Genomic DNA, 24211 nt, shown 5'->3' on the forward strand with positions numbered 1-24211 from the left:
GACTGACAGACTGTGCCCATGCGCATTGTGGTTCTGGCCGGCGGCATCGGCGGTGCCCGTTTTCTGCGCGGCCTCAAGCAGGCCGCGCCCGACGCGGACATCACGGTCATCGGCAACACCGGTGATGACATCCATCTGTTCGGGCTGAAGGTCTGCCCCGACCTCGACACGGTGATGTACACCCTGGGCGGGGGCATCGACGAGGAACAGGGCTGGGGGCGCGCGGATGAGACGTTCCACGTCAAGGCGGAGCTCGCGGCGTACGGAGTGGGGCCGGAGTGGTTCGGGCTCGGCGACCGCGACTTCGCCACCCACATCGTCCGCACGCAGATGCTGGGCGCCGGTTACCCGCTGAGCGCCGTCACCGAGGCGCTGTGCGCCCGGTGGAAGCCCGGGGTGCGGCTGCTGCCGATGTCCGACGACCGGGTGGAGACGCACGTCGCCGTCGAGGTCGAGGGCGAGCGCAAGGCCGTGCACTTCCAGGAGTACTGGGTGAGGCTGCGCGCCTCCGTCGACGCGCAGGCGGTGGTCCCGGTCGGCGCCGAGCAGGCCCAGCCCGCGCCCGGGGTCCTGGAGGCCATCGGCGAGGCCGACGTCGTGCTCTTCCCGCCGTCCAACCCGGTGGTGTCCATCGGGACCATCCTCGCCGTGCCCGGTATCCGGGAGGCGATCGCCGAGGCGGGCGTACCGGTCGTGGGGCTGTCCCCCATCGTCGGGAACGCGCCGGTGCGCGGCATGGCCGATAAGGTGCTCGCCGCGGTGGGTGTCGAGGCCACGGCCGGGGCGGTCGCCCGGCACTACGGCTCCGGGCTCCTCGACGGCTGGCTCGTCGACACGACCGACGTGGACACGGTCGGCGAGGTCGAGGCGGCGGGCATCCGGTGCCGAGCGGTGCCGTTGATGATGACCGACGTGGACGCCACGGCGGCGATGGCGCGCGAGGCCCTGGCCCTCGCCGAGGAGGTACGCGCGTGACGGCCCCGTCGTACCGGGTGTGGGCGCTGCCGGGACTGCCGGAGGTACGGCCCGGCGACGACCTCGCCAAGCTGATCGCCACCGCCGTCACCGCCAGCGGACCGGGACTGGCCGACGGTGATGTGCTGCTCGTCACCTCCAAGATCGTCAGCAAGGCGGAGGGCCGGATCGTCGCGGCGGACGACCGCGAGACGGCGATCGACGCCGAGACGGTACGGGTGGTGGCGCGGCGCGGCACCCTCCGCATCGTCCAGAACCGGCAGGGCCTGGTCATGGCCGCGGCCGGCGTCGACGCCTCCAACACCCCGCCGGGAACGGTGCTGTTGCTGCCGGAGGACCCGGACGCCTCCGCCCGGGTGATCCGGGACGGGCTGCGGGACGCGCTCGGGGTGGACGTCGGCGTCGTCGTCACGGACACGTCCGGGCGGCCGTGGCGCAGCGGGGTCACCGATGTGGCGATCGGCGCGGCCGGGGTGCGCGTCCTGGACGACCTGCGCGGCGGCACGGACGCGTACGGCAACCCGCTCGTCGCCACCGTGGTCGCCGGCGCGGACGAGCTCGCCGCCGCCGGGGACCTGGTGAAGGGCAAGGCGGCGGGACTGCCGGTCGCGGTGGTGCGGGGCCTTTCGCACCTGGTCGTCGCCGACGAGGGGGACACGGGCGCGCGGGCGCTGCTGCGCGACGCGGTGGACGACATGTTCCGGCTCGGTACGTCGGAGGCGGTGCGGGAGGCGGTCACGCAACGGCGCACGGTGCGGGAGTTCACCGACGACCCGGTGGACCCGGGCGCGGTGCGGCGGGCGGTGGCGGCGGCCCTGACGGCGCCCGCGCCGCACCACACGACACCGTGGCGGTTCGTGCTGCTGGAGTCGGCGGAGTCACGGGTGCGGCTGCTGGACGCGATGCGGGACGCCTGGGTCGCCGACCTGCGGGCCGACGGCCTCGGCGACGACGCCGTCGCGCGGCGGGTGCGCCGCGGGGACGTCCTGCGCCGCGCGCCCTTCCTGGTGGTGCCGTGCCTCGTGATGGACGGTTCGCACCACTACGGGGACGCCCGGCGGGACGTGGCGGAGCGGGAGATGTTCGTGGTCGCGGCCGGGGCCGGCGTACAGAACTTCCTGGTCGCGCTGGCCGGTGAGCGGCTGGGGTCGGCGTGGGTGTCGTCGACGATGTTCTGCCGGGACGTCGTACGGGGCGTGCTGGACCTGCCGGCCCACTGGGACCCCATGGGCGCGGTGGCGGTGGGACGGCCGGCGGGCACGCCCCCGCCGAGGGCGGCGCGGGAGGTCGGGGGGTTCGTCGAGGTGCGGTGACCCCGGCCGGGCCCGGGCGGCGGCCTCGGGCGGCTAGAGCGCGGCGATGTTGCCGGGGGTGAAGCGGGGGCCGTGGCGGGGCGGCGTGCGGCCGCTGAGGAGGATGAGGCGGGCGGCACGGTGGCGCTGGCCCGCGTAGGGCGCGAGGAGCTCCAGCATCTCGTCGTCGTCGGCGTCCCGGCGCCCCGCCAGGGCGTGACCGACGATGCTCGGCAGGTGGTAGTCGCCGACGGTGACCGCGTCGGGGGCGCCGTTGCTGCGCTGGACCGTCTCGGCGGACGTCCAGGGGCCGATGCCCGGGATCAGCTCCAGCCGCCGCCGGGCCTCCTCGGGTTCCATCGCGGCGGCCTCCTCCAGGCGCCGGGCCACCCGGACGGCGCGCAGGACGGTGGACGAGCGCTTGGCGTCGACGCCCGCGCGGTGCCACTCCCACGAGGGGATCAGCGCCCAGGTGCGCGGCTCGGGCATGACGTACAGCCGGTCGTCGGGGCCCGGCGCGGGATCACCGAACCCGCGCACGAGCAGCCGCCACGCCCGGTACGCCTCGTCCGTCGTGACCTTCTGCTCCAGGATCGAGGGGATCAGCGACTCCATCACCAGCCCGGTGCGGGTCAGCCGCAGTCCCGGGCGGCGCCGCTCGGTGACGGCCAGCAGCCGGTGGCGCGGGGTGAACGCGGACGGGTCGTCCTCCGCGCCGAGGAGCGCCGGGAGGCGGTCCAGCAACCATCGCGCGCCCGCGCCCCACGCCTCCGCCTCGACGGCCCCGCCCCTGGCCGCCACGCGGAGCGTCCCGGGGCCCTCCGGGGTGCGGCTGGCGCGCCAGACCGAGCCGTCGGGCGCCGTACGGAACGTGGGGTCGGCCGGGCCGCGCCGCAGCGGGCCCAGGGCGAGCCCGAGGTCCAGGGGCCACGGGGGCGTCCAGGTCCGGGTGCGGGGGGCGGCTGCCGCGGCGGAGGCCGGCCGGGCGGCGGGTACGGCGACGTGCCCGCCGCGCACGGTGGTGCGGGTCGGGCGCGGGGCGTAACGGCCTGCCACGGAAGTACGGTCCTCGGGGTCGGGTCCCCCGGGTCGCGGTCCCGGGTCCTATGAGGGTAGCCCCCGCGCGGCCCCCGGGTGCCGCCCCGGGACAGCGCGGCCCAGCCGCCGCCGGGCGTCACCCCGGCGGGCCGGCCGGCGGCTCCGGGCCGCCGGCCCGCGGCGCCTGCCCGGCCGCTCCCGCCCGCGCCTACTGGTCCGACGAGAAGCGGACGGCGCCGTCCGGCAGCCGCGCGCCGCACCACACCCGTACGCCGTCCCGCAGCTCGTTGTCGGCGCCCACGTGCGCGCCGTCGCCGATGACCGCGCCGTGCAGGACCGTCCGGGCGCCCACCCGCGCGCCCTCACCGATCAGCGAGTCGCTGATCACCGCTCCGGCCTCGACGACCGCGCCGTCCAGGACGGTGCTGCCGTCGACGCGGGCGCCCTCGCCGACCGTCGCGCCGGCGCCGATGACCGTACCGCCCGTGAGCTTGGCGTCCGGGGCGACGGAGGCGCTGTCGAGGACGAGCCGGTCACCGCGGCGGCCCGGCACGGCCGGCGACGGGGCGCGGCCCATCACCAGGTCGGCGGAGCCGCGCACGAACGCCTGCGGGGTACCGAGGTCCAGCCAGTACGTGGAGTCGACCATGCCCTGGAGGTGGGCGCCGGTGGCCAGCAGGTCGGGGAACGTCTCGCGTTCGACCGAGACGGGCCGGCCCGTGGGGATCGTGTCGATGACCGAGCGGCGGAAGACGTACGCACCCGCGTTGATCTGGTCGGTGACGATCTCCTCGGGCGTCTGCGGCTTCTCCAGGAAGGCCGTGACGCGGCCGGTGGCGTCCGTGGGGACCAGCCCGAACGCCCGCGGGTCCTCGACCCGGGTGAGGTGGAGCGAGATGTCGGCACCGGACGTCTCGTGGGTGTCCACCAGGGCCCGGATGTCCAGACCGGTGAGGATGTCCCCGTTGAAGATCAGCACCGGCTCGTCCGGTCCCGAGCGCAGGCGGGAGGCGACGTTGCGGATCGCCCCGCCCGTGCCGAGCGGCTCGCGCTCCGTGACGTACTCGATGTGCAGGCCCAGCGACGACCCGTCGCCGAAGTACGGCTCGAACACCTCGGCGAGGTACGAGGTCGCCAGCACGATGTGCTCGACGCCGGCCGCCCGCGCGCGGGCCAGTTGGTGCGTGAGGAACGGGACGCCCGCCGCCGGAACCATGGGCTTGGGCGTGTTCACCGTCATCGGCCGGAGCCGGGTGCCCTTGCCACCGACCAGGAGGATCGCTTCTGTCACCTGTCGTCTCTGCTTCCTGCTGGGTCCGGTCGATGGGCCACATCGGTCATATGACCGATACGACCGGACAGTGTATGCAGATCGTCCGGTACAGCCGTCCCGGTCGTCCTCACCGGCCCTGGTACTTGGCCGACGCGCTCCGGGCCGTGCCGAGCTTGCCGTAGAGCCGCGCGCCGGGGCAGTCGGTCACAAAGCCGTCCCGGTGCCCGGAGATGACGTTGAGCTTGACCTTCGCGCCCTTCTTGTACCGGTTCCCACCGCCCGAGGTCAGGGTGGTCTTCGCCCGCGGGTTCTTTCCGTACAGTCCGAGCTTCCAGGCCGTCAGCCGCGCGACGCCGGTCACCGCCGCCGAGGGCGGATTCGACTGACTGTACGTGCCCAGGACCGCGATGCCCATGCTGTTGCTGTTGAAGCCCAGGGTGTGCGCGCCCAGCACCGGCTTGGCCACGCCTCCCGCACGGCCTTCGTAGATGTTTCCGCACTTGTCGACGGCGAAGTTGTAGCCGAAGTCCCGCCAGCCGCTGCTCTTCACGTGGTAGCGGTAGATACTGCGGAGAACGGACGGGGCCTGCTTGCAGGAGTAGTTGTTGCCGGTGGCGCTGTGGTGGACGAAGGCCGCCTGGACGGACTTGGTGTAGACGAAGTTGCGCTCGCGCAGCCTCTCGTCGGCGCCCCACCCCTTGCGGGTGATGATGCGGGGGCGGGGCCCGATGTACGGCTTGGCGACCATGGCCTCGTCGCCGAACTGGTCGGCGAACGCGGCTTCCGTCGCCTCCTTGGTCAGCTCGGGGATCTCGGCCGCGCCGAGCGGCACGAGTTCGGCGTTGACCGCGGAGGCGGCCGACTCCTCAGCCGTCAGCGCCGGGAGGGGGACCTGGCCGGAGGTGGTGCCGGTGTCGTTGCCCTCCGGGACCTCCGGGCCCTGGGCGGTGTCCTCGCCGGCGAGCTCGATGACGGGCTCGTCGCCGGGGTCGACCAGCTCGATGCGCATGCCGCGCGGCAGCGCGGCGGGAGCGGCGCCCGAGCGCGGGGCCTCTGCCCGTACGCGTACCTCGATGCCGTCCGAGGCGCCGACCCACAGCGGGGCGGTGGAGCCGCGGACCGTGCCCGAGTCCCGTTCGGGCGTGCCGGGGTCGGCGGCGTGGTCGTGGTTGTGGGTGTCGACGGACTGCCAGTCGGACCAGGCCCCGCTGCCGGTGGCGCGGGTGCGGACCTGGACGGAGCCGTGCAGCTCGGTGTCCGGGTCGTCCCAGACGACGCCGACCAGCGAGAAGGGGCGGACGTCCCGCGCGGTCAGCCCCTGCGCCGCGGCGCCCGCCCGCTCGGCGGGGAGCGCGTGGAGCGGCAGCGACTGCGTCGAGCCGGGGACGGACACCTCGCCGGCGGGACCGGCCGGGGCGGCGGAGGTGAGGGACGGGGCGGGGGCCGCGCTCGCGGGGAGCGCGAGCGGGAGCACGAGGGCCGCGGCGCACGCGACACCGATCGAGGATGCAAGGTAGGCACGCATGGGCCGATCCTCGGCGGACCGGAGCCGCCCCGCTCGTCGGGAAACTGACGGCCCATCGGTCCGACCGGTGGACGCCGTCACCGGTACGGCCCACCCCGCCCGCCCCGCGCGCGTACCCTGGCGCGCGTGAATGCCAGCGACCGTACCCCCGCCGACCTGCTGCGATCCGCTCTCGCCTCGGACGCGGCCCGCCCCTTGGTCACCTACTACGACGACGCCACCGGTGAACGCGTCGAATTGTCGGTGGCCACCTTCGCCAACTGGGTGGCCAAGACGGCCAACCTCCTCCAGGACGGCTTGTCCGCCGAGCCGGGCGAGCGGGTCGCGCTGCTGCTGCCCGCTCACTGGCAGACCGCCGTCTGGCTGGTCGCCTGCTCCTCGGTGGGTGTCGTCGCCGACCTCGGCGGCGACCCCGCCGCCGCCGACCACGTCGTCGCCGGGCCCGACCGGCTCGAAGAGGGCCTGGCCTGCCCCGGCGAGCGGCTCGCGCTGTCCCTCGCGCCGCTGGGGCGCCGCTTCCCGTCCCCGCCGGCCGGGTACGACGACTACGCGGTGGAGGTGCCGGGCCAGGGGGACGTGTTCGCCCCGTACGTCCCGGTGGACCCGGCCGCGCCGGCGCTCGCCGTGGGCGGTACGGAGCTGACCGGTGCGGAACTGGTGGACCGGGGCCGCGCGGACGCGCGGCGGCTGGGCCTGGCGGGCGGGGCGCGGCTGCTGTCGGCGTTGCCGTACGACACGTGGGAGGGCCTGTCGGCGGGGCTGTACGCGCCGCTGGCGGGCGGCGCGTCCGTCGTCCTGTGCCGGAACCTGGAACGGTTGTCGCCGGAGGGGCTCGCGAAGCGGGTCGAGAGCGAGCGGATCACCAGCACTCTGGTGTGAAGTCCACCCGTCCGGCGCATGGCGCGCCGAGTCCCCCGGGTTCGGGCACCGTCCGCGATGGATGATCGTCACACACCCCTCGGCCTCGTACGAAGGACGGACGGCAGACGTGACGGACAGCGCTGGTACGCCCCCGGAGCCGGATCCCCCAGCAGGGGCGTCCGGTCCCGGTACCCCAGCCGGTGACGCCCCGTCCGGCCGGCCGGCGGACGGCGGGGCCCACCCGCCCGGGGGCGGAGGGAGCGGCGGGGAGCCCCGGCGGCGGGCGGGAGGTGCGCGCCCCTGGCGCCCGGCCCCCGTCCGGGTCCGGGTCCGGGTCGGGTCCGGCTTCCGGTCCCGCGGTCTGCGGGTCATCGCCTTCGTGGGCGCGATCGCCGTGCTCGCGGCGGCCGGGGCCGGATGGTGGCTGTACAAGAAGCTCGACGAGAACATCACCACCGACACCTCCGCCGCCGCCGAGCTGGAGCGGTACGCCAAGGAGCGCCCCAGCGCCCTCGTGCGCGACGCGCGGAACATCCTGCTGATCGGGTCCGACACCCGCGCGGGCAAGGAGAACGCCCGGTACGGCCGCGACAAGGGCACCCAGCGCTCCGACACGACCATCCTGCTGCACCTGGCCGCCCGCGGGCGCGGGGTGACGGCGGTGTCCGTGCCGCGCGACCTGATGGTGCGCGTCCCGAGCTGCCGCAAGCGCGACGGTTCCCGCACGCCCCCGCGGTTCGCCCAGTTCAACTCGGCGTTCGAGTTCGGTGGTACCGCCTGCACGGTCCGTACGCTGGAGAAGCTGACCGGCATCCGCGTCGACCACCATGTGGTGATCGACTTCCGGGGTTTCAAGGACATGGTGGACGCGGTCGGCGGCGTACGGGTCTGCGTCACGGAGCCCATCGACGACCCCGACGCGCGGGTGAGGCTGAAGCCGGGTGCGCGGACGCTCAACGGTGAGCAGGCCCTCGGTTACGTGAGGGCCCGTAAATCCCTCGGCAACGGCAGCGACACCGAACGCATGGACCGTCAGCAGCAGTTCCTCGGCGCGCTCGTCAACAAGGTGCAGAGCAACGGGGTGCTGCTCAACCCGGCGCGCCTCTACCCGGTGCTGGACGCGGCCACCAGGTCGGTCACCACCGACCCGGGGCTGGACTCGCTGAAGGACCTGTACGACCTGTCGCGCGCGCTGCGCAGCGTACCGACCGAGAAAGTGCAGTTCCTCACCATTCCCCGACGCCCTTACCGCAACAACCCGAACCGCGACGAACTCGTACAGCCCCGGGCGAACAGCCTGTTCAAGCGTCTGCGCGACGACCAACCCGTCGTGGTCGTGCCCGGCGACGGGCAGAACGAGTCCGGAAGCGAGGAGCCTGCGGAATCGAACAGGCACAAGAGGGATGCGAGCCCTTCCGCGGCGCCGACCTTCACCGGCACGAACGCCGCCGTCGGCGCCTGCGGATGAGGGCCGCGAGTAAAGCGAAGGCCAAGGACAGCACCGCAGTCCATGCGGATTGGGCGGATTGCCCCCTTGTAAGGGGCGTGGAATTTGTCACGGGCGTCGCCCCGCGCTGAACTGGGCGGATAGTGTGACGCGATCCGGTGCAGCCGGCCGCGAGGTCGCGCACTCAAGGATCGTGGAACCGAGCGCCTGGGGGGAGGCGCCTCGCGTGGCACCGACGGAGGACTCAAGCAACCGTGGACGCGCACAGCCGTGGACGGGCGGACGACATCGACCCCGCCGACCAGTGGGTGCTCAACCCGCAGACCGGTAACTACGAACTGCGACTGGACCATTCCGCTGGGCATTCGGCGCCGTCGTCGCAGCCGTCCCGCACCCCCGGCCACCGCGGCGCCACCACTGCGAAAAAGCCCTCCCCGAGGACCTCGGGCGCGGGCGGCCCGGCGTCCTCGGCCGGAAGCCGAACGGCCGGCGTCCCCGGCCAGCGCAGGCGCCGCGCACCCGGCGCCCCGGACGGGCCGGGCAGCGGCGGAGGGACACCCCAGACGGCGGGGCGGCGCAAGCGCAAGCCGCAGAAGTCCCGCAAGAAGAAAGCCCTGGTGTGGACGAGCGGCGTGACGGCCGGCGTCGTCACGGCCCTCGCCATCACGGTGTACGCCTATTACGAGCACCTCAACTCCAACATCAGCACCGTCGACATCGCGGGCGCCGGCAGCGGCGGCTTCAAGAAGGACCAGGCCATCAACATCCTGGTCATCGGCACGGACAAGCGGACCGGCGAGGGCAACGAGGGCTACGGCGACAAGAACAGCGAGGGGCACGCCGACACCACGATCCTCTTCCACGTCTCCAAGGACCGGACGAACGCCACCGCGATGTCCATCCCGCGGGACCTGATGACCGACATCCCGGACTGCGAGACCAAGACGCCGGACGGCACGAAGGTCATCCCGGGCCAGCGCGGCGTCCGGTTCAACACCAGCCTCGGCCAGACCGGCCGCGACCCCGGCTGCACCATGCGTACGGTCACGGAGATCACCGGCGTGACCGTCGATCACTTCATGATGGCCGACTTCAACGCGGTGAAGACGCTGACGTCCGCCATCGGCGGCGTCGAGGTGTGCGTGGCCAAGGACGTCGACGACAAACAGTCGAAGCTGAAGCTCACCAAGGGCAAGCACGTCATCGAGGGCGAGGACGCCCTGGCCTTCGTACGCACGCGGCACGCGTTCGGCAACGAGAGCGACCTGGACCGGATCAAGACGCAGCAGCAGTTCCTCAGCTCGATGATCCGCAAGATGAAGTCGAGCGAGACCCTCTCCAGCCCGTCCAAGATGGTGGACCTCGCGGAGGCGGCCACCGAGGCGCTCACGGTCGACACGGGAATAGGGAGCATCAAGAAGCTCCAGGACCTCGGCATGGAGCTGGCCAAGGTGGACCCCAAGAACATCACCTTCACCACCCTGCCCGTCGTCGACAACCCCGCCGAGGCGGTCAAGGCCACCGTCGTCGTCGACGAGGCGAAGGCCCGGCCGCTCTTCTCGATGCTGCAGAACGACATCTCCCTCACCGAGGTGAAGAAGAAGGAGAAGGACGCCAAGAACGCCCAGGCCGCGCTGCTCAAGGGCGCGCGGGCGGAAGCCTCCGAGGTGCGCGTGGACGTGTACAACGGCAGTGGCAGGACGGGCGGCGCGCAGGCGACCATCAACTGGCTGCAGAACGACCAGGGTGTCTCCAAGTCCTCGAACAGGAGCAACGCGCCGCAGGAGATCGCGAAGACGACGCTGGAGTTCGCGCCGAACCAGGCCGACCAGGCACGTAAGCTCGCGGACCTGATGGGTCTGCCCGCCACGGCGCTGAAGCAGGGGACGGGGGCCGCCGGGGAGACGGAGCCGATGAAGCTCACCCTCGGCGGGGACTTCAAGGGCGCAGGGGTGCCCATCACCGGTCCGGCGAAGGCGCCGGAGGGTGTGCAGCAGGTAGTGGCGGACAAACAGGTGTGCGCCGAATGACGAACGCCTGAGCGACAGGGGGACCTGGGTGGGACAGAGCAGCGTGCGTGGGGAGGGAACGCGGGATCGCGTTCCGCACGCCCGTGACGGCGGCTGGGACGAAGGCCGTCACGACGACGCGTCGTCCGGCGACACGGAGGATCCGGCAAGACCGGCACGGCCCGCGACGGCCGGTGCGGCTGTGGACGGCGGCCGGAGCCGCCGTCGTGGCGGTGGCGGCGGACAGCGCCGCTCCGGCAAGGGCGGCGGGGGCCGGAACGGCAAGCGGCGGGTGCTCCGGTGGAGTGCCTCCGTGCTGTCGCTGCTGATACTGGGGACGGCCGGCGCCGGGTACCTCTACTACGAGAACCTCAACGGCAGGATCAAGAAGGAAGACCTGACGCTCGGCAAGAACAGGATGCCCCAGCACCAGCCGAACGCCGCGGGCCAGACCCCCCTGAACATCCTGCTGATCGGCTCGGACGCCCGGAACTCCAAGGAGAACCAGGCGCTGGGCGGTGGCAGGGACACCTTCGACGGCCCCCCGCTCGCCGACGTGCAGATGCTGGTGCACCTCTCCGCCGACCGCAGCAACGTCTCCGTGGTCAGCATGCCGCGCGACACCATGCTGCGGATTCCGGAGTGCAGGGACAGCAAGGGCGAGGTCTACGCGGCGCGGGAGTTCGCCCAGACCAACGAGTCGCTGGACCGCGGCGGTCCGGGCTGCACCGTGGCCACCTGGGTCGAGCTGACCGGCATCCCCATCGACCACTTCATGATGATCGACTTCGCGGGCGTGGTGTCGATGGCCGACGCGATCGGCGGCGTACCCGTCTGCGTCGACAAGAACATCGAGTCCCGGACCAGTGACGGCAAGGGCTCCGGCCTGAAACTCCCCAAGGGCACGCACGCCATCAAGGGCGAGCAGGCGCTCGAATGGCTGCGCACCCGGTACGGGTGGGTGGGCGGCACCGACCTGGAGCGCGCCAAGGCGCAGCACATGTACATGAATTCGATGGTCCGCGAGCTGCGCAGGAACGCGAAGCTCACCGACCCGAACAAGCTGCGCAAGCTCGCCGAGGCGGCCACCGAGGCGCTCACCGTGGACAAGGGGCTCGACACCATCGGCAAGCTGTACGACGTGGCCGAGCAGCTCAAGAGCGTCCCGACCAGCCGCATCAGCATGACGACGATGCCGAACTTCTACTCGACCCGCAGGCCCGGCAAGGTCGAGCCGACGCCCGGTGAGGCCGAGGAACTGTTCCGCATGATCCGCGAGGACATCCCGCTCGACGGCAAGCCCTCCAAGCGCGCCACGCCCACCGCCTCCAAGGACGCGGCCGCCGCGCCCGCCGAGACGGAGGTGACCGTGCAGAACGGCACCTACACCGACCGGTTGGGCTCCGCCCAGGGGCGGGCGACCACGGTCGCCGGACTGCTGGCGGCCAAGGGTTACGCCCAGGCCAGGGCCGACACGGCCGCCCCGCGGCAGGCCAAGACGGTCGTCCGGTTCCCGAGCGCGGACCTGGAGGGGGACGCGCGGGCCGTCGCCACGTCGCTCGGCATCCCGGCCGGTTCGGTGCAGAAGTCCGACCAGGTCCAGGGCATCACCCTGGTCGTGGGCGCCGACTGGCGCGAGGGCGACACCTACCCGAAGCCCCGGAGCAGCGGGAAGCCACCCGGGTCGAACACCAGCAGGGCCGACCAGTCCGGCTGTATGACGGTCGACCCCGCCTTCACCTGGTGAGCCGCTACGCCGCCGTCCGCACGACCGCCGGGCGGCGGCTGGCGATGACCTTCTTCGCCAGCGAGCGCGGGCTCGTGAGGAATCCGTACCCCCACGACATGTGCATCGTCGCCAGCGCCACCGGGATCCGGACGCGGGCCTTCAGCGGCAGGCCCTTGCCGGCCGGGACCGAGCCGGCGGTGATGGCCGCCAGGTAGCCCGCCGGGACGACGAAGCCGAACGGGGTGAGCGTCACGCCCACGACGACGCCCGCGGCGATCGCGCAGACGGCGGCCGGCGGGGCGAGGTAGCGGAGGTTGATGGAGCCCTGGTGGTAGCGGGCGACGACGTGCCGCCAGCGGCCGTAGTCCTTGTACTGCTTCGCCAGCGCCCGCACGTTCGGCCGGGGGCGGTACTGGACCCTCAGCTCCGGTGAGAACCAGATCAGCCCGCCCGCCTCGCGGATACGGAAGTTCAGCTCCCAGTCCTGGGCGCGGATGAACTCCTCGTTGTAGCCGCCCTGCCGCTCCAGCGCCTCGCGCCGGAACACGCCCAGGTAGACGGTCTCCGCCGGGCCCGCCTCGCCGCCGGTGTGGAAGGCCGCGTTGCCGACGCCGATCCTCGAGGTCATCGCGGCGGCCACCGCGTGCTCCCAGTCGTTCTCGCCCTCGGCGTGCATGATGCCGCCGACGTTCTGCGCGCCGGTCTCCTCCAGGAGGCGGACGGCCGTCGCGATGTAGTTCGGCGACAGCATGCCGTGCCCGTCGACCCGGACCACGATCGGGTGACGCGACGCCTTGATCGCGGCGTTCAGCGCCGCGGGCGTGCGCCCGGTGGGGTTGGGCACGGTGCGGACCCGCCCGTCCTCGCGCACGAGTTCGGCGGCGATCTCGTCGGTACGGTCCGTGGACGGACCCAGCGCGATCACCACCTCCATCTCGCCGTCGTACTCCTGCTCGAGGATGTGACGGACCGAGGCGCGCAGATGCCGCTCCTCATTGAGGACCGGCATGATCACGGAGACCGGGGGCGGAGGCGGGGGCGTGGCGTTCATCGGCGCCACGTTACCGCGAACGGGGGACACCGATGCGCGCCGCCCGGGTGGCGCGGACGGTCGCTGATCGTATGGGCCTACTGTGCTCACTATTCCCCCCAGCCGCCCGCGGAGGTGTCCTTCGTGCCCACGCCGCCCCGCCGCCCCGACCCTCACCGGCCGCCCGCCCCCGGCCGGCCGAGACGGGCCCCGGCGGCGGCGCCGACCGTGCGACCGGAGCGGCGGGGGAACCCCGACAAACGGAGCCGCCCCGAGCGGTCCCGGTGGGGCATGCGGATGGCCACCACCCTGTCGGTGCTGGTCCTCGCGGCGGGCGGCATCGGGCACGCGATCGTGACGAGCCTGGACACCGAGATCGGCCGGGTCGACCCCTTCAAGGACATGAAGAACCGCCCCGCTCCGGGCCACGGCACCAACATCCTGGTCGTCGGCACCGACGGGCGAGACAAGATCACGCCTCAGCTGAAGGAGAAGTACCGGCTCGGCGGCGCGCCCTGCCGCTGCACCGACACGATCATGCTGGTGCACATCTCCGCCGACCACAAACGCGCCAGCATGGTGTCACTCCCCCGCGACTCCTACGCCGAGATCCCGCCCCACACCGACGCCACCACCGGCAGGCGCCACCAGCGGCACCCGGTGAAGCTGAACGCCGCCTACGCCGAGGGCGGGCCGACCCTCACCGTACGGACCGTCGAGCACATGACCGGCGTCAAGATCGACCACTACCTGGAACTGGACTTCATCAGCTTCATGAAGACCGTCGACACCATCGGGGGCGTGGAGATCTGCACCGCGAAGCCGATGAAGGACGCGTACACCGGGCTCGACCTGCCGGCCGGCACGCACAAGCTGGACGGCGGGGCCGCCCTTCAGTACGTACGCTCCCGCCATGTCGACGGGGCGTCCGACCTGGGACGCATGCAGCGCCAGCAGCGGTTCATGGCGGCCCTGATCGACCAGGCCACCAGCAACGGCACCATGCTCAACCCGGTGCGGTTCCAGCAGGTCATCGCCTCGATGCTGAGCTCCGTACGGGCCGACCAGGGCTTCGGCGCGGAGCAGATGCTGTCCCTGGCGAAAGCCATGCGGGGCTTCACGGCGGCGTCGTCGGAGTTCACCTCCGTACCGGTCAGCGACACCAGCTTCCCCGTCAAGGGCATCGGCTCGACGGTGAAGTGGGACCCGGTGAAGGCGAAGCGGCTGTTCGCGGCGGTACGCGCGGACAAGCCGCTGGCCCCGTTCGTGCCGCGCAGCACGGTACGCAAGAAGCTCGTGGAGGTCTCGCCGCAGCAGATCCGGGTGCAGGTCTACAACGGCACGCGGGTGCACGGGCTGGGCGCCCGGCTCGACGTGGCCCTGCGCGGAACCGGCTTCCGGACGAGCGCGCCCGCCCTGAACTGGCCGCGGCGTGACGTGGCCCGCACGATCGTCTGGTTCGACCCCCGCTGGGACCGCTCGGCGCGCTCCCTTGCCACGGCGCTCCCCGGCTGCGAGCTCCGCCCGGTGCCGGGTCAGGGCCCGCTGTTCAAGGTCACGGCCGGTACGAACTTCCGGGGCGTGCTGCCGGTGCGCGCGGAGAACGCCTTCCAGGGCGAGTTCGGCGCGGTCACCGGCGACCAGGTCATCTGCGCCTGACGCCGCCTGGCCGCCGCCTGCCGCCGCCTGATGCCGCCTGATGCCGCCTGATGCCGCCTGCCGCCGCCTGATGCCGCCGGTCGGGCGGGCACGGTGCGGGGGCGGGGGCCCGGTGCGGAGGTGGGCGGCTCGGGGCCGGTGCGGGCGCGGGGGCCCGGGCCCGGTGCGGAGGAGGGCGGTGGGTGGGGGGCGGGGCCCCTCCGGGCTCGTCTCCTCGAGGCCGGCGGTCCCGGGTCCCGCGAAGGGGAGCCCACGCGGCGCCGCCGACCTCTGCGGGGACGACCCTGCACGGCCCCACCCCGGCCCGGATGCCGGGTGCGGGCCGGGGGCCGGGGGCGGCCGGGGTCAGTCGTCGATGCCCTCCGCCGCGCGCTTCTCGCGGAGCTCCTTGATCGCGCGGCGGCGGGCGAGGCGGTGGGTGCGGCGGATCTGCGCCTCCTGGTAGCGGCGCTTGTCGCGCTCGGTCTCCGGGACGACCGGCGGGACGCTGCGCGGCTTGCCGTCCGCGTCGACCGCGGCGAAGACCAGGTACGCCGAGCCGACCTGGGTCGCGGGCGTGGACTCGTTCCAGCGTTCGGCCAGGACCCGGACGCCGACCTCCATGGAGGACCGGCCGGTCCAGTTGACCTGTGCCTTCACATGGACCAGGTCGCCCACGCGGACCGGCTCCAGGAAGACCATCTCGTCCATGGACGCGGTTACCGCCGGCCCGCCGGAGTGGCGGCCCGCGACGGCGCCCGCCGCGTCGTCCACCAACTTCATGATCACACCGCCGTGCACCGTACCGAGGAGGTTGGTGTCACTGCCGGTCATGATGTGGCTGAGGGTGGTGCGGGATGCCGAGGTGGGCTTTCCCCGCAGCTCGGAGGCCTGATCTGTCATGCCCTCCACCCTATGCCCGAGTCCGTCCCGCCCCTCATTGCATCAGGTTCGCTACAGCCCCGGCCCGATTCCCCACCCACCCTGTCGGGCTCCCGGGAGCGGGCTGCACACTGGTCCGCATGAACGACTGGCCCGATGGATGGAGCGGCGACCGCAACGCGCGGTACGGCCGTGGCAGCGCCGACGCCCAGCCCGAGGGCGCCCGGGTGATGCGGCACGTGCAGCGCCCCTCCGCGCCGCCGCAGCGTCCGCCGGTCCCCCAGCAGCAGTCGCAGGGGTACGACAGCGGCTACAACACCGGGCAGGTCTACGGCAGCCCCGCCGGAGGCGGCCGTGGCGGCGGCCGGGCCGACCGCGGATCGATCCGCGCCCCCGGGCCGGCGCCCGACTGGCGCCGCCGCATCAAGGTCGGGTCGATCGTGGTCCTGGTGGCCGTGCTCGGCACGACGATCGGCACGTACTTCTGGGCCGACGGCAAGATGCGCCGGGAGGTCGACCTCGCCAAGGTCATCGACCGCCCCAAGGAGGGCGACTGCACGACGTACCTGATCGTCGGCTCCGACAGCCGTGCGGGCATGACGGCCGAGGAGAAGAGGAAGCTGCACACCGGTTCCGCCGAGGGCAAGCGGACCGACTCGATGATGATCCTGGCGTCCTGCGGCAGCGGGAACACCATGATCTCGCTGCCCCGCGACTCCGACGTCGAGATCCCCTCCTTCGTCGGCTCCGAGTCCGGCAAGGCCTTCCCCGCCCAGGGCCGCCGCGTGAAGCTGAACGCCGCGTACGCCGAGGACGGTCCCGAGCTGCTGGTGCGGACCGTGGAGCACAACACCGGGCTGCGCATCGACCACTACGCCGAGATCGGCTTCGCGGGCTTCGCCAACATCGTCGACGCGCTCGGCGGTGTGGAGATGAACATCGAGAAGGGCTTCAAGGACAAGAAGTCCGGCGCCGACTTCCAGGCCGGCAAGCAGACCCTCAACGGCGAGCAGGCCCTCGCCTTCGTCCGCACCCGGTACGCCTTCGCCGAGTCCGACCTGGCCCGGACGAAGAACCAGCAGAAGTTCCTCTCCGCACTGGCGAGCCAGGCGGCGACGCCCGGCACGATCCTCAACCCGTTCCAGCTCTACCCGACGCTGGGCGCGGGCCTGGACACCCTGATCGTCGACAAGGACATGTCGCTGTTCGACCTGGGCGAGATGTTCTTCGCGATGAAGGGCATCAGCGGCGGCGACGGTACGTCGATGAACATGCCGGTCAACGGCACCCGCGGCGGCAACCTGGTCTGGGACAGGGCGAAGGTGCGGCAGCTGGTCCAGCAGATCCAGAACGACGAGAAGGTCACCGTCACGGAGAAGTGACCGGCCCCGCCCCTGTTGCCGGGCTCCGGCAAGGGCACGGTCCCGACCGTGCCGGTCCGGGCAGACGCGGCCCGGCCCGCCGCCGTGGCTGACTGTGCACCATGCGGAAGGCGACCAGGGAGAAGAAGCGGGAGCGCAGGCGCGCGGAGCGGCAGGCGCAGGCCGAGCGGTTGGAGAGGCTGGCGCGCCGGGCGGCGACCATGTCGCCCGTCGAAGGCCCCCTCGTGTGGCGGGCGGGATGGACGGGCTGGATCGCCGCGCTCCTGCTCTGCGCCCACATCGTTCAGTACGGCCGGCTCGGCCCGCCCGCCGAGCCGGGCTTCCTCGGCGGGCTGGAGTGGCTGGCTCTCCAGGCCGGAGTACCTCTCTTGTGGGCCTACTTCGCCTGCGCCGCCGCCAACTGGAGCGCCGCCGTCGACCAGCACGGTGTACGCGTGCGGACGGGGTGGACGACCCGGTCGCTCCCGTGGCAGCGGATCAAGCGGATCGAGGCGGGGAACGCGGGGCAGCTGCTCCTCGTCGTCTCCGGCCGTCACGCGGACGAGCACGTCGTGACCGCACCGTCCGCACTGCCGTGGGTCCATCGTCTCGCGTGGGTACCGGACCGCGCGGGTGAGCGGGCCGACCTGCTGACCATACTGGTCCACCACCCGCACCTGCGGCCGGCGGCCGGTACGGTACGGGCCCGGATGGCCCATCCCTGGATGACCTGGCTCGCGGGCGCCTGCTGGGCCTTCTCCGTCTACGCCGCCTGGACGTGACGCGTCGACGGCTCGCCCCCGGAGTTCGCGCACGGCCCCCGGCGGATCGCCGGGGGCCGTCGCGGTGCGGTCGCGGGGGGGGTGCCGTGGTTACGGCAGGTTGCGGGCCATGACGATCCGCTGGACCTGGTTGGTGCCCTCGTAGATCTGCGTGCTTTACAGCATGCACCGCGTTGACCTGCACAGACACCCTCCAGGAAGGGCCCTCTCCAGGATTCCCCCATGATCACCTTCCGTTAGGACTGCTCGACCTCGGCCATGAGGAGCCTCAGCGTCAGTGAGTGCTTCTCGGGCGGAAGCGCGTCCAGGGCCGCGCGAGCGTAGGCAGTTCCTCCGCGCTTGTCCCCTGAGCGGGCGAGCATCAACCCCCGGTGCATCTCCAGGTGGGTCGCGAACCTTGGCAGCGAATCCGGCAGCTCTCGACGTGCCGCTTCCTGAGCATCGACCGCTGTCGTTTCGTCACCGAGGCGGGCTGCTAGCAAGGACACAAAGACGTTCATGCGCTACCAGGGAACCGCATAGTCCGATGTCTGCTCGTACGACCCCGCATTGTCGAACACTCGGCGCCCGTCGTCCATAAGCTTCCGCGCGGTCTTGGTATCGCCCCTGAGTGCTGCGGCGTGCGCCTTGCCCATGATGGCGTTGAGGAGTCCGAGGGACGGCTTCTCACTGATCGCCATCGCCTGATCGGCGAGGAGGTCGGCGACGCCCAAAGCGGCCCCCTCATAGCCGAGTGCGATAGCCGCGCGACCGCGTACCCACACACGGGCATCATCGTCGCCCGATTGGTCTGCGGCCTCGGCTGCCATCCGATACCAGCTGACCGCCTTGACGCCGTCCGAACCGGGAAAGGTCTTCGCATACAAGGTCATGAGGCGGGCTGCCACGGACCAAAGTTGCGGGGTGTCCAGTTGTTGCTGGACGACGACGAGTTCGCCGGAGATCCGCCGCTGGATGTCGGCCGCACCAAGGCTCATGTACTCAGTCCCGTAATTGGCTAGCTTCCCCTCCCAGTCGTCGACGGATGGGCCACCATGAAGCCGAGCGGCGAAACCAGCGCTCAGGAGATCCGAGGCGACGACTGGCGCTATCGCGGTGGCTGCCACGTCAGACAGGAACGTACGGCGCTTCACTTCACCCTCCAGGACCGCTAGGGGCACGTCCAGGACGGCCGACAGGCACCGGAGATAGAAGGATCCCGGTGCAACCTTGGAACGCTCCCAGCGGCTCACGTACTCCCGGTTGAGGTTGGTTCCGAAAGCCTCGTTGATCGCGTCCGCCAGACGTGCCTCCTCATGTGCTACCGCAGACTCACCAAATGAGATGACGTCTAAGAACCATGGGCTCTGGGGGCCGGAACGGCTCCTCTTCCCCAACGTGACCCGGACCGGCTACCTGTACGCCTCGTACTTCTACCGGCAAATCTGGCTTGTGGCCCTGACAAAGTCAGAGGTGGCGTACTGCAAGCCGCACTCCATGCGGCATTACTACGGGTCGCGTCTGCTGTACGCGGGCGTCCCGGAGAACGACGTAGCCGACTGGATGGGCCACAGCAGCACCGATGTGCTCAGGGAGCACTACCACTACATCTTCGAGGGGGCCGAGCAGCGCGGCCGGGCAGCCATCGCAACGATGCTCACGCCCGGCGCGGACGACCCCACGGAGCGGGCCGAAGTCGCCTGACCCGGCCCATACGAACGGCCCCCGGCATCGCGCCGGGGGCCGCTGTGTTTGTGCAGGTCAGAAGCCGTAGCTAGCCCAGCATCAGCCCAGGATTTCCCCAGCATGACGCCCAAGAACGCCCCGGAACGGACCCGAACGGACCGGAAGCCGATCACGCCTCCAAGACCACCCAATAGGGCAGCTGACCTGCAAAAACCCTGCTAGGGAAGGTTCCTCGCCATGACGATGCGCTGGACCTGGTTCGTGCCTTCATAAATTTGCGTGATCTTGGCGTCGCGCATCATGCGCTCGACCGGGTAGTCACGGGTGTAGCCGTAGCCGCCGAGCAGCTGGACGGCGTCCGTGGTGGCCTCCATGGCGATGTCGGAGGCGAAGCACTTCGCCGCCGCGCCCAGGTAGGTGAGGTCGGCGTCACCGCGCTCGGAGGCCGCGGCTGCCTGGTAGGTGAGGGCGCGGGCGGCGGAGATCTTCATCGCCATGTCGGCGAGCATGAACTGCACACCCTGGAAGTCGCCGATCGGCTTGCCGAACTGCTTGCGCTCCTGGACGTACCCCTTGGCGTAGTCCAGGGCGCCCTGGGCGATGCCGAGGGCCTGGGCCGCGATGGTGATGCGGGTGTGGTCCAGCGTCTTCATCGCGGTCGCGAAACCGGTGCCCTCCTCGCCGATCATGCGGTCGGCGGGGATGCGGACGTTGTCGAGGTAGACCTCGCGGGTCGGGGAGCCCTTGATGCCGAGCTTCTTCTCCGGGGCGCCGAAGGAGACGCCCTCGTCGGACTTCTCCACGACGAAGGCGCTGATGCCCTTGGAGCGCTTGGTCGGGTCGGTGACGGCCATCACCGTGTAGTACTCGGAGACGCCGGCGTTGGTGATCCACCGCTTCACGCCGTTGAGGACGTAGTGGTCGCCGTCGCGGACCGCCTTGGTCTTCATGCCGGCGGCGTCCGAGCCCGCGTCGGGCTCGCTCAGGCAGTACGAGAACATGCCGTCGCCCTTGGCGAGCGGGGTCATGTACTTCTTCTTGAGGTCCTCCGAGCCGGAGAGGATCACCGGGAGGGAGCCCAGCTTGTTGACCGCCGGGATCAGGGAGGAGCTGGCGCAGACGCGGGCGACCTCCTCGATGACGATCACGGTCGCGAGGGCGTCGGCGCCCGCGCCGCCGTACGACTCGGGTACGTGGACGGCGTGCAGGTCGGAGGCGACGAGCGCGTCCAGGGCCTCCTGCGGGAAGCGGGCCTCCTCGTCCACCGCGGCGGCGTACGGCGCGATCTTGGCCTCGGCGAGCGAGCGGACGGTGTCCCGGAGCATGTCGTGCTCCTCGGACGGGCGGTACAGATCGAAGTCAGGCGTTCCCGCCACTTTCTCTCACTCCCCTGGGCTGCTGCTAACTACCGTTAAGTAACCCGAATTTTAGTGGGACGGGCCGAGCCAGGCATACGTGAGTTTGACGACAGCGCCCGTCACGCAGGAACGGTGCCCGGCGCCGGGCCCGACTATGCTCGGGCCCGCACTCCCTCCCGTACGTCAATGGAGCACCGTATGGCCCTCAAGATCACCGTGATCGGCACCGGATACCTCGGCGCCACCCATGCGGCGGCCATGGCGGAGCTCGGTTTCGAGGTGCTCGGGCTCGACGTCGTCCCCGAGAAGATCGAGATGCTGTCGGCGGGCCGCGTCCCCATGTACGAGCCGGGGCTCGAGGAGCTGCTGCGCAAGCACGTCGCCGGGATCGAGGGCTCCACCGGGCGGCTCCGTTTCACCACCTCGTGGGAGGAGGTCGGTGAGTTCGGCGACGTCCACTTCGTGTGCGTGAACACGCCGCAGAAGCACGGTGAGTACGCGTGCGACATGCGGTACGTCGACGCCGCCTTCGGCTCGCTCGCCCCGCACCTGCGGCGGCCCGCGCTGGTCGTCGGCAAGTCGACCGTGCCGGTGGGCAGCGCGGAGCGCCTCGCACGGCTCCTCGCCGACCGGGCCCCGGTGGGCGCGGACGCGGAGCTGGCGTGGAACCCGGAGTTCCTGCGCGAGGGCTTCGCCGTGAAGGACACGCTGCACCCGGACCGGATCGTGGTGGGCGTGGAGAGCGCGGCGGCGGAGAAGGTGCTGCGCGAGGTGTACGCCACTCCCATGGAGGAGGGGTCGCCGTTCGTGGTGACCGACTTCCCGACGGCGGAGCTGGTGAAGACCGCCGCGAACTCCTTCCTGGCCACGAAGATCTCGTTCATCAACGCGATGGCGGAGGTCTGCGAGGCCGCCGGCGGTGACGTGGTCAAGCTCGCGGAGGCGATCGGGTACGACGAGCGGATCGGTGCGAAGTTCCTGCGGGCCGGGATCGGCTTCGGCGGCGGCTGCCTGCCCAAGGACATCCGGGCGTTCATGGCACGGGCGGGCGAGCTGGGAGCGGACCAGGCGCTGACGTTCCTGCGCGAGATCGACTCCATCAACATGCGGCGCCGGGGCCAGATGGTCGGCATGGCCCGCGAGGCCCTGGGCGACGGCATGTTCCTCGGCAAGCGGGTGGCCGTGCTGGGCGCGACGTTCAAGCCCGACTCGGACGACGTACGGGACTCGCCCGCGCTGAACGTCGCCGGTCAGATCCACCTCCAGGGCGGTCAGGTCACGGTGTACGACCCGAAGGGCATGGATAACGCGCGGCGGCTGTTCCCGACGCTGGGGTACGCCGACACCGCCGTGGACGCGGTACGGGGCGCGGACATCGTGCTGCACCTGACGGAGTGGCGCGAGTTCCGCGAGCTGGACCCGGCGGAGCTGGGTGAGGTCGCGGCGGCCCGGGTCATCCTGGACGGCCGCAACGCCCTGGACGCGGAGCGCTGGCGTGAGGCCGGCTGGACCTTCCGCGCGATGGGCCGGCCCCGGGCCTGACCCGGCGGAAGGCATGGCGGGGCGCCGCACGGGCACCCGGAGGCCATGGCTTTTGCGACGCTCACGCTGACCGCGATCGACTGTCCCGAACCCCGTCGGCTCGCCGAGTTCTACGCCGCGATCCTCGGCGGTGAGGTGAGGGACGACCAGACCGGTGACGGCCGCTGGATCGACCTGTACCTGCCGGGCGGGCAGCGACTGGCTTTCCAGAAGGCGCCGGACCTGCGCCCGCCGGAGTGGCCGCGGGCCGACCGGAACGCCCAGCAGCTCCATCTCGACCTGGACGTCGAGGACATCGACGCCGCCCAGGAGCGGGTCCTCGCGCTGGGCGCGCGGCCGCTGGACGTCGACGACGACGGGGGTAAGCGGGACTTCCGGGTGTACGCGGACCCGGCGGGACATCCGTTCTGCCTGTGCCGGGCATAACGGCCGCTCCCGAGCGCGGCGGACCTGGGCGGGGCGCGAGGCGGCGGGGCCTAGGCGGGTTGTGCGGCGTCCGCCGCCTCGCGGACGACCCGGGCCGCGTTGCCCCAAGTCAGAGCCGCGATGTCGGCTTCTGACCAGTCGCGGTGGAGCAGCTCCGCGATGAGGTTCGGGTAGGAGGACGCGTCCTCCAGGCCGATGGTGTGCGGCGCGTCGGCGGTCAACCCGTAGGAACCGGACAGGCCGACGCACTCCGGTCCGGCGACCTCGCGGACGTACTCGACGTGGTCGGCCACGTCCCAGAGGGTGGCGGGCTGGTCGGCGCGGCGGGTGACCTGGTCCGGAGCGAAGCTGACCATGCAGACGCCGGCGTTGACGCGCAGGCGGCGCAGGACGTCGTCGGGGGCGTTGGCGCGGTGCGGGGTGAGGGCCTGGGCCGCCGAGTGGGAGAGGATGACCGGCGCCTTGGAGACGTCCAGGACCCGGTCCATGGTGGCCTCGGAGGCGCCGGAGAGGTCGATGAGGACCCCGAGGCGGTTCATCTCGCGGACCGCCTCCTCTCCGAACGGCGTCAGGCCGGCGGGGTCGGCGGTCCAGCGCGTACCGGCGATGCCCACGCTGCGGACGCCGAGCGCGTGGTACGCGCGGAGGGTGCTCAGCGAGTCGCCGAGGGCGGCGCCCGACACGGGTCCCAGGAGGGAGGCGATGCGGCCGCAGTCCCGGGCCTGGACCATGTCGGCGGCGGTGAGGGCGAGCCGGAGGGCCTCGGGGCAGGACGCGATGAGGGTGCGGACGGCGTCTATTCGGTCCAGTGTGTCCTGCACGGCGGCGGGGCCCGGTGGTACGCACAGCGACCAGAACTGCGCTCCGACGCCGCCGGCGCGGATGCGGGGGATGTCGGTGTCGAGGAGGGCCGAGCCGTGCTGGAGGTCGTGCCAGTGCGTGTGGTCGAGCTCCTGCGCGAGGGTGTTGTGGCCGTCGACGACGAGCTGCGCGGCGAGCAGGACGCGGGCCCGCTCGATGTCGACCTCGGCCGGGGTGGTCGCCTCGGCGAGCCTGTCGGCCGTGTCGTCGAATTCACCGATCGCGGAGGGTGCCGCACAGGGGTGGTCCTGAAGGTCTGCCATGGGGGAGCTCCGCTACGGACGGACGACGAGCCGACAGGGCCACGGTGGCACGCACGGGTACGGAGGTCGCGGCGACGTACTGCGTTCGGGTGACGACAGGGGCGCCGTGCGGCGCGTGCCCGGGTCGGTTTCCGCCGGTGGGCAAGGGTCGGGCCCCTCCGGGCTCACCTCCTCGCGGTCGGCGGGGCACCCACCCGCCCCGGTGACCGTCACTCGCCGCCGATCCTCCCCCTACGCCGGAGGCATGGGGGGAC

The 24211-nt window shown here is 72.0% G+C and carries 19 protein-coding genes and 1 pseudogene; 12 read left to right on the forward strand and 8 right to left on the reverse strand.

The features are described 5' to 3' along the window. Positions 1–18 precede the first annotated feature (18 nt). Both cofD and ABD347_RS14425 read left to right on the forward strand, forming a co-directional pair. Positions 19–975, forward strand: a complete 957-nt coding sequence (gene cofD, locus ABD347_RS14420; protein WP_344360937.1) for a 2-phospho-L-lactate transferase — start codon at positions 19–21, stop codon at positions 973–975. Continuing rightward, a complete protein-coding gene (locus ABD347_RS14425; protein WP_344360939.1) occupies positions 972–2288 on the forward strand; it encodes a coenzyme F420-0:L-glutamate ligase in 1317 nt (438 codons plus the stop codon). Before cofD ends, ABD347_RS14425 begins: the two co-directional genes overlap by 4 nt. 33 nt (positions 2289–2321) lie before the next feature. Here ABD347_RS14425 and ABD347_RS14430 read toward each other — a convergent pair whose 3' ends face one another. The 3 genes from ABD347_RS14430 to ABD347_RS14440 all read right to left on the reverse strand — a co-directional run bounded on the left by ABD347_RS14430 (position 2322) and on the right by ABD347_RS14440 (position 6103). Further along, positions 2322–3323, reverse strand: a complete 1002-nt coding sequence (locus ABD347_RS14430) for a DNA-3-methyladenine glycosylase family protein (protein ID WP_344360941.1) — start codon at positions 3321–3323, stop codon at positions 2322–2324. 190 nt (positions 3324–3513) lie between these two features. Then, the gene (gene manB / locus ABD347_RS14435) at positions 3514–4596 is read right to left on the reverse strand and encodes a mannose-1-phosphate guanylyltransferase (protein WP_344360943.1); all 1083 of its coding nucleotides are present in this window, start codon (positions 4594–4596) and stop codon (positions 3514–3516) included. Positions 4597–4705: 109 nt separating this feature from the next. Further along, on the reverse strand, positions 4706–6103 hold the full coding sequence (locus tag ABD347_RS14440) for a peptidoglycan recognition protein family protein (protein WP_344360945.1): 1398 nt from the start codon (positions 6101–6103) through the stop codon (positions 4706–4708). Between the two features lie 126 nt (positions 6104–6229). On the opposite strand from ABD347_RS14440, the gene ABD347_RS14445 reads away from it, so the two are divergent. The 4 genes from ABD347_RS14445 (at position 6230) to ABD347_RS14460 (ending at position 12167) form a co-directional block, all read left to right on the forward strand. Next, a complete protein-coding gene (locus tag ABD347_RS14445) occupies positions 6230–6982 on the forward strand; it encodes a TIGR03089 family protein (protein WP_344360948.1) in 753 nt (250 codons plus the stop codon). Positions 6983–7343: 361 nt separating this feature from the next. Beyond that, the gene (locus ABD347_RS14450) at positions 7344–8432 is read left to right on the forward strand and encodes an LCP family protein (RefSeq protein WP_425575656.1); all 1089 of its coding nucleotides are present in this window, start codon (positions 7344–7346) and stop codon (positions 8430–8432) included. A 233-nt stretch (positions 8433–8665) separates the two neighbouring features. Next, entirely contained in the window at positions 8666–10441 is a 1776-nt protein-coding gene (locus tag ABD347_RS14455) for an LCP family protein (protein ID WP_344360953.1), read from the forward strand. 28 nt (positions 10442–10469) lie between these two features. Further along, a complete protein-coding gene (locus ABD347_RS14460) occupies positions 10470–12167 on the forward strand; it encodes an LCP family protein (RefSeq protein WP_344360955.1) in 1698 nt (565 codons plus the stop codon). A gap of 4 nt (positions 12168–12171) precedes the next feature. On the opposite strand, the gene ABD347_RS14465 is transcribed toward ABD347_RS14460, so the two are convergent. Beyond that, on the reverse strand, positions 12172–13200 hold the full coding sequence (locus ABD347_RS14465) for a glycosyltransferase family 2 protein (protein WP_344360957.1): 1029 nt from the start codon (positions 13198–13200) through the stop codon (positions 12172–12174). 123 nt (positions 13201–13323) lie between these two features. Here ABD347_RS14465 and ABD347_RS14470 point away from each other — a divergent pair, with 123 nt between their 5' ends. Continuing rightward, positions 13324–14838 carry an LCP family protein gene (locus tag ABD347_RS14470; protein WP_486388595.1) on the forward strand — a complete coding sequence of 505 codons (1515 nt, stop codon included), beginning with the start codon at positions 13324–13326 and terminating at the stop codon, positions 14836–14838. 345 nt (positions 14839–15183) lie between these two features. Here the strand turns inward: ABD347_RS14470 and ABD347_RS14475 are convergent, their stop codons facing one another. Further along, positions 15184–15720 carry an acyl-CoA thioesterase gene (locus tag ABD347_RS14475; RefSeq protein ID WP_344360962.1) on the reverse strand — a complete coding sequence of 179 codons (537 nt, stop codon included), beginning with the start codon at positions 15718–15720 and terminating at the stop codon, positions 15184–15186. A 119-nt stretch (positions 15721–15839) separates the two neighbouring features. On the opposite strand from ABD347_RS14475, the gene ABD347_RS14480 reads away from it, so the two are divergent. Both ABD347_RS14480 and ABD347_RS14485 read left to right on the forward strand, forming a co-directional pair. Further along, positions 15840–17081: an LCP family protein gene (locus ABD347_RS14480; RefSeq protein ID WP_344360964.1), complete on the forward strand. Its 1242-nt coding sequence runs from the start codon at positions 15840–15842 to the stop codon at positions 17079–17081. Between the two features lie 101 nt (positions 17082–17182). After that, the gene (locus ABD347_RS14485; RefSeq protein WP_344360966.1) at positions 17183–17842 is read left to right on the forward strand and encodes a hypothetical protein; all 660 of its coding nucleotides are present in this window, start codon (positions 17183–17185) and stop codon (positions 17840–17842) included. Between the two features lie 236 nt (positions 17843–18078). Here ABD347_RS14485 and ABD347_RS14490 read toward each other — a convergent pair. Then, positions 18079–19167 (reverse strand): annotated as a pseudogene (locus ABD347_RS14490) (XRE family transcriptional regulator). Between ABD347_RS14490 and ABD347_RS14495 the strand changes: the two are divergent. Continuing rightward, entirely contained in the window at positions 19166–19525 is a 360-nt protein-coding gene (locus tag ABD347_RS14495) for a tyrosine-type recombinase/integrase (RefSeq protein WP_344360967.1), read from the forward strand. The pseudogene ABD347_RS14490 and the gene ABD347_RS14495 overlap by 2 nt on opposite strands. A 200-nt stretch (positions 19526–19725) precedes the next feature. On the opposite strand, the gene ABD347_RS14500 is transcribed toward ABD347_RS14495, so the two are convergent. Continuing rightward, positions 19726–20883: an acyl-CoA dehydrogenase family protein gene (locus ABD347_RS14500; protein WP_344360968.1), complete on the reverse strand. Its 1158-nt coding sequence runs from the start codon at positions 20881–20883 to the stop codon at positions 19726–19728. Between the two features lie 180 nt (positions 20884–21063). Here ABD347_RS14500 and ABD347_RS14505 point away from each other — a divergent pair, with 180 nt between their 5' ends. Continuing rightward, the gene (locus ABD347_RS14505) at positions 21064–22407 is read left to right on the forward strand and encodes a UDP-glucose dehydrogenase family protein (protein ID WP_344360969.1); all 1344 of its coding nucleotides are present in this window, start codon (positions 21064–21066) and stop codon (positions 22405–22407) included. Positions 22408–22452: 45 nt separating this feature from the next. After that, the gene (locus ABD347_RS14510; RefSeq protein WP_344360970.1) at positions 22453–22833 is read left to right on the forward strand and encodes a VOC family protein; all 381 of its coding nucleotides are present in this window, start codon (positions 22453–22455) and stop codon (positions 22831–22833) included. A 50-nt stretch (positions 22834–22883) separates the two neighbouring features. Here ABD347_RS14510 and ABD347_RS14515 read toward each other — a convergent pair whose 3' ends face one another. Next, complete coding sequence (locus tag ABD347_RS14515; protein ID WP_344360972.1) at positions 22884–23957, reverse strand: dipeptidase; 1074 nt, start codon at positions 23955–23957, stop codon at positions 22884–22886. Positions 23958–24211: the final 254 nt, after the last annotated feature.

It is taken from the genome of Streptomyces gobitricini, assembly GCF_039532985.1.
Taxonomy (GTDB): domain Bacteria; phylum Actinomycetota; class Actinomycetes; order Streptomycetales; family Streptomycetaceae; genus Streptomyces; species Streptomyces gobitricini.

What these genes read in the sequence shown, in the direction of transcription:
- cofD (WP_344360937.1), top strand. Translation starts at nt 19, where the DNA reads ATGCGCATTGTGGTTCTGGCCGGCGGCATCGGCGGTGCCCGTTTTCTG.
- ABD347_RS14440 (WP_344360945.1), bottom strand. Translation starts at nt 6,103, where the DNA reads ATGCGTGCCTACCTTGCATCCTCGATCGGTGTCGCGTGCGCCGCGGCC.
- ABD347_RS14465 (WP_344360957.1), bottom strand. Translation starts at nt 13,200, where the DNA reads ATGAACGCCACGCCCCCGCCTCCGCCCCCGGTCTCCGTGATCATGCCG.
- ABD347_RS14475 (WP_344360962.1), bottom strand. Translation starts at nt 15,720, where the DNA reads ATGACAGATCAGGCCTCCGAGCTGCGGGGAAAGCCCACCTCGGCATCC.
- ABD347_RS14480 (WP_344360964.1), top strand. Translation starts at nt 15,840, where the DNA reads ATGAACGACTGGCCCGATGGATGGAGCGGCGACCGCAACGCGCGGTAC.
- ABD347_RS14485 (WP_344360966.1), top strand. Translation starts at nt 17,183, where the DNA reads ATGCGGAAGGCGACCAGGGAGAAGAAGCGGGAGCGCAGGCGCGCGGAG.
- ABD347_RS14495 (WP_344360967.1), top strand. Translation starts at nt 19,166, where the DNA reads ATGACGTCTAAGAACCATGGGCTCTGGGGGCCGGAACGGCTCCTCTTC.
- ABD347_RS14505 (WP_344360969.1), top strand. Translation starts at nt 21,064, where the DNA reads ATGGCCCTCAAGATCACCGTGATCGGCACCGGATACCTCGGCGCCACC.
- ABD347_RS14510 (WP_344360970.1), top strand. Translation starts at nt 22,453, where the DNA reads ATGGCTTTTGCGACGCTCACGCTGACCGCGATCGACTGTCCCGAACCC.
- ABD347_RS14515 (WP_344360972.1), bottom strand. Translation starts at nt 23,957, where the DNA reads ATGGCAGACCTTCAGGACCACCCCTGTGCGGCACCCTCCGCGATCGGT.